Annotated in this window: 6 protein-coding genes; 1 reads left to right on the top strand and 5 read right to left on the bottom strand. The window is 66.9% G+C overall.

Translation table 11 applies throughout. From position 1 onward, the window contains the following. The 5 genes from H0W40_RS18710 to H0W40_RS18690 form a co-directional block, all read right to left on the bottom strand. Positions 1-892: branched-chain amino acid ABC transporter permease (locus H0W40_RS18710; RefSeq protein ID WP_292449268.1), on the bottom strand; the 892-nt coding region annotated here is incomplete at its 3' end. Continuing rightward, positions 889-1,764, bottom strand: coding sequence for a branched-chain amino acid ABC transporter permease (locus tag H0W40_RS18705; protein ID WP_292449266.1), 876 nt, complete (start codon positions 1,762-1,764; stop codon positions 889-891). The genes H0W40_RS18710 and H0W40_RS18705, both read right to left, overlap by 4 nt. A 172-nt stretch (positions 1,765-1,936) precedes the next feature. Then, positions 1,937-3,292 (bottom strand): ABC transporter substrate-binding protein, encoded by a 1,356-nt coding sequence (locus H0W40_RS18700; RefSeq protein ID WP_292449264.1) that lies wholly within the window; start codon positions 3,290-3,292, stop codon positions 1,937-1,939. 131 nt (positions 3,293-3,423) lie between these two features. Further along, a complete protein-coding gene (locus H0W40_RS18695; RefSeq protein WP_292449263.1) occupies positions 3,424-3,594 on the bottom strand; it encodes a rubredoxin in 171 nt (56 codons plus the stop codon). A gap of 31 nt (positions 3,595-3,625) precedes the next feature. Next, entirely contained in the window at positions 3,626-4,708 is a 1,083-nt protein-coding gene (locus tag H0W40_RS18690) for a Rieske 2Fe-2S domain-containing protein (RefSeq protein WP_292449261.1), read from the bottom strand. A gap of 237 nt (positions 4,709-4,945) precedes the next feature. Here H0W40_RS18690 and H0W40_RS18685 point away from each other — a divergent pair, with 237 nt between their 5' ends. Further along, entirely contained in the window at positions 4,946-5,737 is a 792-nt protein-coding gene (locus H0W40_RS18685; RefSeq protein ID WP_292449260.1) for an IclR family transcriptional regulator, read from the top strand. The last annotated feature ends 177 nt before the right edge of the window (positions 5,738-5,914 follow it).

Here is a 5,914-nt window from a genome sequence, read left to right as displayed (position 1 = left end):
GGATCTGCTGGAGGATGTCGCGCAGGTAGATCCACAGCGCCGCGCCGACCAGCGGGCCGATCAGCGTGCGCATGCCGCCGACCACGGTCTGCATCACGACCTGCCCCGAGGTGTCGAACGCGAAGGCATCGGGCCCCACATAGCTCTGGAAGATGCCGATCAGCGTGCCGGCCAGCCCCGCGTAGCCGGCCGCCACGACGAACGCCGCCATCTTGTAGCGCTGGATGTTGTGGCCCACGGCCAGCGAGCGGTCCGCGTTGATGCGGATCGCGTTGAGCACGCGGCCGAACGGCGAGGTGACGAGGCGCCGCGCGAACCAGAACGTGGCCACGAAGATCACCAGGATCACGGCGTACATGCCCCAGCCCGGCGTCAGCGCGAGCAGCGTGTCGCCGACCTGCCAGGTCGGGTAGGGCACGCCGGGCAGGCCGTTGTCGCCGCCCGTCCAGGGCGAGAGCATCGAGTGCTGGATGAAGAAGCACAGCTCGCTGATCGCGAAGGTGATCATCGAGAAGTAAATTCCCACACGCCGCAGGGCAACAAAGCCGACCAGCAGGCTGAAGGCCATCGATGCCAGCACGCCGGCGCCGATGGCCAGCGCAAAGTTCGTGACGAGGCCGCTCACCAGCAAGTAGGCGGTGACGAAGCTGCCGGTGCCGAAGAACGCCGCCTGGCCGAACGACAGCAGGCCGGCGTAGCCGAACAGGATGTCGAAGCCCAGGCCGAAGATGCCCCACAGCAGGATGCGGATCGCCGTGTCGACCGAGCCGCCCGAAGCCAGCAGCACGAAGGGCATCACGCACAGCGCGAGCGTGAGCCACACCTCGACCGGCAGCGACACCGCCCGGCGCCGGGCGCCATTGGCATGCGCGACGAGCTGCTGGCCGGTCATTTGCGGCCCTCCTCGCCCAGCAGGCCGCGCGGGCGCAGGGCCAGGATCGCCACCATCGTCATGAACAAGGCCACGTCGCTGTAGGCGGCCTCGAAGATCGCGGTCAGCGTCTGGATCTGTCCGGCGATGAGCCCGCCGAGGATGGCGCCGGGAAACGAGCCCAGCCCGCCGATCACCACCACCACGAAGGACTGCACCATGAAGCGCGCGCCCACGTCGGGGTTGATCGACACGATCGGCGCCATCGCCACGCCCGCGATGCCGACCGCGAGCACGCCCAGCGCGAAGACCATCGCGCGGATCCGGGAGGCGCGCAGGCCGAGGATGCGCACCATCAGCGTGTCCTCGATGGCCGCGCGCACGATCAGGCCGAGGCGCGAGTGGTACAGCATCAGGTAGAAGGCCAGCAGCGACAGCACGGCGATGCCCAGCACCACCAGCCGGTAGGTCGGGTAGATGATCGGCCCGAGCGAGATCGCGCCGGCCGCCCACTCGGGAGACGGCATCGTCTTGCCGATGCCGCCGAACCACGCGCGCAGGCCTTCGACGATGACGATGCCCAGGCCGAAGGTCAGCAGGATCTGGTCTTCGTGGGGGCGCTGGTAGAAGCGGCTGATCAGCCCGCGCTCCACCACGAAGCCGATCGCGCAGGTCGCCAGCGCGCCGAGCGCCAGCGCAGCGAAGTAGGAGCCCGTCCATTCGAAGACCAGCCAGCCGGCGTAGGCCCCGATCGCGAAGAACGCCCCGTGCGCGAAGTTCACCAGGCCCAGCGTGCCGAGAATGATGGTCAGCCCCGAGCCGACGAGCGCGAGCATGCCGCCGAGGATCAGGCCGTGGAATATCTGCGATATCACGAGTGCAAGCGGTGGCATGCGGGTCTCCGGGCACTTGCCGTCGCCTGGACGAGCAAGCAGTTTGAATCGGAAGGGTGGGCGGGCGGCTCGTCAGGCGGCGTGCCGAGGCCGGCTGCCGCGCGCGAGCCCGGGCCTTTTCGGCCCGGGCGCAGCCCTCAATGCCCGGTGCGGTCCACGAAGCCGCGCGTACTCAAGCCACGTCTCCCATCTTGCAGGCGACCTGATCGAGCGGCGGCACGGCCGTCGCGCCGGGAACGATGCTGACGATCTCGTAGTAGTCGTCCTTCGACTTCATCTCCGAGGGCTTCTTGCCGCGCATCACCGGCACCGGACGGATCAGCTGGTGGTCCTCGGGGCGGTACATCACGTCGCCGATGCTGGTCTTGATCGGCACCTTCGCTTCCAGCGCCTTGATGACCTCGGGCGGATAGAAGGTCTTGGCCCGCTCGACCGCCACCGCCCAGATCATCATCTGGTTGTAGGCGATGTGGGCCGGCCAGTACGGCTTGTACTTGTGCTTGGCCTCGAAGTCGTCGACGAAGATCTTGGCGAGCTCGTTGGTCTCGGCGAGCGTCCACCAGAAGTCCATCGCGCCCAGGACGTCCTGCGTGACTTCGGCACCGAGCTGCTGCGCAAGAAACGGCTGCAAGGTCGGCACGATCAGCGCGCTTTTCTTCGTCACTCCGAAGCTCGCGGCCTGCTTGACGGACACCGAACTGTCGTTGCCGACCGTGCAGTTCACGAACACGTTGGCGCCGCTGTTGGCGATGTTGAGCAAATAGGTGCTGAAGTCCGCCGTGCCCACGGGGCAGACCTGCTTGCTCACCGTCTTCCAGCCCATCGGCTCGGTCACCCGCGCCATCGATTCGAACTGCGTGTGGCCGAAGGTGTAGTCGGGCACCAGGTAAGCGACCTTCTTGTCCCTGCCCAGCCGCTCGAGCATGACGGGCGCCATCGCGCGCGAGGCCATGGTCGTGCTGGGCTGCGAGCGGAAGCTGTAGCGCTGGCAGTCCTTGCCGGTCACGTCGTCCGAGCCCGAGGGGCCGGCCATGTAAAGCACCTTTTCGCGCTGCGCCAGCTTGCCGAGCGCGACCGTGACCGCGCTGCTGTAGCAGCCGGTCATGAGGATGGCCTTGTTGTTGCGCAGGAAGCGGGTCTGGCCCTGGATGGCCGACTCGGCCTTGGCTTCGGAATCGACCACGCCGAAGGCGACCGTCTTGCCCAGCACGCCCTTGCCCTTGAGCTCGGGCACCTTGCCGACGAGCCGGCCCGAGTTCAGGTGCTCGAACGCGAGCTCGAAGCCGAGCTGCTGGTCCTTGCCTTCGGCCGAGTAGGCGCCGGTGAGCGGGACGGACACGCCGACGAACACCGAGCTGCCTTGCGTGCCGGCCGGAAAGTTGCCGAGCGCCGGATAGCTCTGTGCGTGAGCCTGTCGCGCAGCGCCCGGCAAGAGCCCGAGTCCGGCGGCGGCTGCGGTGGACAACACCAGTCCGCGGCGCGTGGCGTCGGGGGCGGTGTCGAGAGGGGTATGAAGCTGCTTTGTCAACTCGATCTCCTTTTGGGAAAACCACCGACAGACCCTGCCGGACTCCGCGGTCCGGCGATAGCGATGTCAGCCATTGACCGGCCGCATGCGGCCGACCGCTCGACGCCTGCGACAACCAGCGCCTCGATGTTTCAAATCTCGACCATCTCGAACTCGTCCTTGCTGGCGCCGCAGTCGGGGCAGCTCCAGGTGGCGGGCACGTCGGCCCAGGCGGTGCCCGGGGCGATGCCTTCTTCCGGCAGGCCGGCCGCTTCCTCGTACTCGAAGCTGCACAGTTGGCAGCGCCAGCGCCGCACGTTCACCCGCCGACCCCTGCGCTGCGGCCGCGCGGCTTCATGCCGCGACCGCCGCCGGTTCTTCGGCCGTCCGCTCCTGCCCCACCATCTCGCGCACGATCTCTCGGGCCTTAAGGATTCCCGTGTCGGAGCGCAGGTACATCTCGCCGACGTAATGGTCCTCGGGCAGATCGATCATCTTTTGCTGTTCGACCAGCGCCCACAGGTCCTGCGCGATCACGCCGGGGAATTGCTCAGCCACGCGGGCGACGGCCGGAACGTTCGGGTCCGCAGGCCACTTCTCGCCGGCGCGGCAGCAGGCAAAGACCCGCCAGCGGTGCGAGTGCTCGTCGACCGGTGTGATCGTGTGCGTGAGGATGTAGCCGCGCTCGGCCGGCGTGTCCAGCTCGCCCGGCGGTGCGCAGCGCAGATCCACGCGCACGACCGCCGGCGAGATCATCTTGTGCGTGTGCTGGCGGTCGACGACGGGATAGCCGAAGAAGTCTTCCAGGTAGGGCGGGTGCCGGTAGGACTCGGCCTTGCGGATCGAGGCGACCGAGCGGTTGCCCTGGATCGGCTCGTGCACGAACTCGACCGGGATCTCGCTGTTGGCGATGTCGCCGATGTTGCCGTCGTGCAGCGGGTAGAAGTGGCTGATGTCGAGCAGGTTCTCGATGAGCAGCAGGTAGTTGGTCGGCACTTCCACGTTCTGCACGCGGATCATTTCCCAATGCGCGCTGTCGAGTTCGGGAATGCGGGGCGGCTGCAACGCCGGGTTCGCTTCGTCGCCCATCCAGATCCAGACCATCCCGTCCTGCTCGACGATCGGGTAGGGCCGCAGCTTGGCGCGGCTCGGGATTGGCCGGCCGGGCTGCGAGGGGATCTTCACGCACTTGCCCGCCGTGTCGAAGCACAGCCCGTGATAGGCGCACTCGAGCGTGCCGTCGGCCAGCAGCTTGCCCGAGGCGAGCGGCATCTTCTTGTGGCAGCAGCGTCCGTCGAAGGCGATCACTTCGCCGTCCTCGGGGCGCCACATCACCAGCGGCAAGCCGACGATCGTCTGCCCGACCAGCTTGCCCGTGGGGAACTCGTCGCTGGAGCCGGCGACGTACCAGAGGTTTCGGATCAGCGTGTCTTTCATCAGACCTCCACGACGGCGGTTATGTAAAGCGATTTGCCAAAGATGTTCCAAATGATGGAACAATGTTTCGGATGTCGATACAAGCGTAGCACTCGGCCGTTCGATGTCAACGCTGCTGAGATCGGGATAAACGCGAACATCCTCCAACTGCCGGAGCCAATACCCAGGCGATTCGCCTTGACACTGCCGGCTTTGCCAAACTAATCTTCGGCACGCTGTATCAACATCTGGAACAACATGGACGCCACCTTCGCGAAGGGGCTGCAGGCGCTCGAAGCCCTCGCAGCGAACCCGAACCTCACGGGCGTGACTGACCTGGCCCGCCATCTCGGCCTGACCAAGAGCAACGCGCATCGGCTGCTGCAGACACTCGTGGGTTGCGGCTACGTGCGCAACGTCGAGCAGAGCGGCAAGTACGAACTCACGCTCAAGCTCTGGGAACTCGGCGCGGCGGTCGTCGGCCGGCTCGACCTGAAGACGATATCGACCGAATACATGGAGCGCCTGTGCCAGTTGTCCGGTGAAACCGTGCACTTGTCGGTGCTGGACGGCATGGAGGTCATTTACCTCGACAAGGTCGACAGCCCCCACCCCGTGCGCTCCTACTCGCGCGTCGGCGGGCGCGCGCCGGCCTATTGCGTGGCCACCGGCAAGGCCTTGCTCGGCTATGCGTCGCCGGCGCTGATCGATGCCATTTCGCTGGAGCTCAAGCCGTTCACGCCCTACACCGTCACGACGCCCAACGAGCTGAGAAGCGAGCTGGAGAAGCTGCGGCAAGTGGGTTACGCGGTGAATCGCGGCGAGTGGCGCGACGGCGTGTGCGGCATCGCGTCACCCATCTGGAATGCCGGCGGCCATGTGTGCGCTGCCATCGGCCTGTCGGGCCCGGCCGACCGCTTCAAGGCACGCAACCTGCGGCAGCTAGCGCCCAGCGTTGTCAGCGTGGCCCAGCAGATTTCGGCGCGACTCGGCTACCGCCCACAAGAGGTCGGCGCGACGGGTGCGGAGCTGGCTGCCAAGGCGGCCTGAACGCTGCGATCCTTCCTCGCCAGGATGGGGTCCGCGCACGCATTGCACGCCAGCTCGCCGACAACCGCTGCGCCTATTCCTTGCGAGGCGCTTCCTTCGTTCTGACCAACGTCGTGGTGAGCGAGTAGCGGTCTGCCGGATAGACGGACCGGGTGGCCAGCACGACCACGCGCGCGC

This window comes from Methylibium sp. (assembly GCF_013817345.1).
Lineage (GTDB): Bacteria > Pseudomonadota > Gammaproteobacteria > Burkholderiales > Burkholderiaceae_C > Methylibium.
The sequence above is the reverse complement of the archived record's forward strand: the minus strand, read 5'-3'. Positions and strand labels throughout refer to the sequence as shown.